This is a genomic window from Enterococcus dongliensis, from assembly GCF_031927985.1.
In the GTDB taxonomy this organism is placed as follows: Bacteria; Bacillota; Bacilli; order Lactobacillales; family Enterococcaceae; genus Enterococcus_A; species Enterococcus_A dongliensis.
The window spans coordinates 1-1,594 of sequence record NZ_JARPZC010000044.1 but is presented as its reverse complement, the minus strand read 5'-3'; the positions used below and the strand labels follow the sequence as shown (position 1 = coordinate 1,594).

At 33.9% G+C, this 1,594-nt stretch carries 1 protein-coding gene and 1 pseudogene; both read right to left on the bottom strand.

From position 1 onward, the window contains the following. Positions 1–91: 91 nt before the first annotated feature. Positions 92–835: a hypothetical protein gene (locus tag P7D84_RS13650; protein ID WP_311806781.1), complete on the bottom strand. Its 744-nt coding sequence runs from the start codon at positions 833–835 to the stop codon at positions 92–94. Positions 836–1,009: 174 nt separating this feature from the next. Continuing rightward, positions 1,010–1,594: pseudogene (locus P7D84_RS13645) on the bottom strand (IS256-like element ISEfm2 family transposase); the annotation flags it as partial.

Genomic DNA, 1,594 nt, shown 5'->3' with positions numbered 1-1,594 from the left:
TGACTCCTCGACAATTTGAGGCGAAGAAAATAAGTAATCTAACCGACTGTTAACTAAACTGTTGCAGGTCCCATTGATTACACGTTTTTTATTATTCTGTTAAAGGTTGAGGATCAGAAATTTTTAGGTATCTATAATCCTCACCTAAAAATCCGTTAAAACGAAGTAAAACATCATGACCATTTAAATCAGTTGGAACTAAAATTGGAATTAATTTATCAACAGTAGTTTTGTTGTAAAGTTCAAAAGTGTTATCCATTCCTTCTGGTTCTACAACTGAATCACGTGACAATAATTTTTTATCAACGATAACTCTTGGATCAATCATAATATTTTGAGATGCATTTTCATCATCTAGATCTTCAGCAAGATATAAGATACTTGCATGAACACCTAACCACTGCCAGCCATCATTAGCTACAGGGTTAAATTGATTTTCATTCGTTAAGATGTCTTGAATAGAAATACCATTTACCGAATTATGAATACCATTTACCTTTATACCAATCGTTTCATCGCTGTAATCGTTAAGTGCAAAAGAGAAAGTATCACCAACAACCGCTGGTTCTGAAATACTATCACCTAGAGTAAATACGTCTTTAGTACTTGACTCTGTTTTTTCTTTTTCACCTAAATTTGCTGCATTAGATTTACTTGACGATGCTGTCGCTGGTTCAGCAGCTTCATCTTTCTTAGTTGTACCGCCAATTAATCCTACAATTACGAAAAAAATAATAACAGCTAAGATCCAAAACCATACCCGTTTGTAAATAGGTTTTTTCTCTACCACAACATAACTTTTCCCATTCTCATGAACTACTTTTTTTCTTCCCACTTCTTTTCCCCCTAAATTCAATGAATAACATATTTTCCCCTATACATATGTTATTCTTAATTGAATATTAAACTAAAAACAAATAAAAAGCCATTAAAATAGAATAAACGCTTACAAATAAAGGGAGCGTCAATAATTTTGTGTAAATAACTCGTCCTTCTGCAAAATAATGGGTTACTCAGTAAACATTGAAGCTAATGTATCCGTCACTTGTTGGAAGCCTTTATGGCTTCTATTTAAGAATTTTTGATTGTATGTATCAAAGATGGATACTAGGAAACGCTCTAGTGATTCTTCATTTTGAAACTGCTCTTTTCTGCGGCTGTATTTCTTGATTTGTTTATTGAAAGATTCGATTAAATTAGTTGAGTAAATGCTTCGGCGGATACCAGGCGGAAACTCATAAAAAGTCAATAAATCTTGATTTTTTATCAGTGACTGCGTCACTTTAGGATAAGTTTTCTGCCACTTCTCAATCATACTCCCTAAAAAGGTATTTGCCTCTTCCTTTGAGCTAGCTGGATAAACAGCCTTAAAATCATCACAGATTTCTTTTCGATCTTTGACACGTACTTTATGAGCAATATTACGGGAAACGTGAACACAGCAATGTTGGTATTTAGCTTTAGGATAAATCTGGTGAATCGTATCTTTCATGCCTTTTAAGCCATCGGTAATAAAAAGTAAGACATCATGAACCCCTCTGGAGTAAATGTCCTGTAACAACTCATTCCAAACGTAGGTCGATTCAGTCGGAGC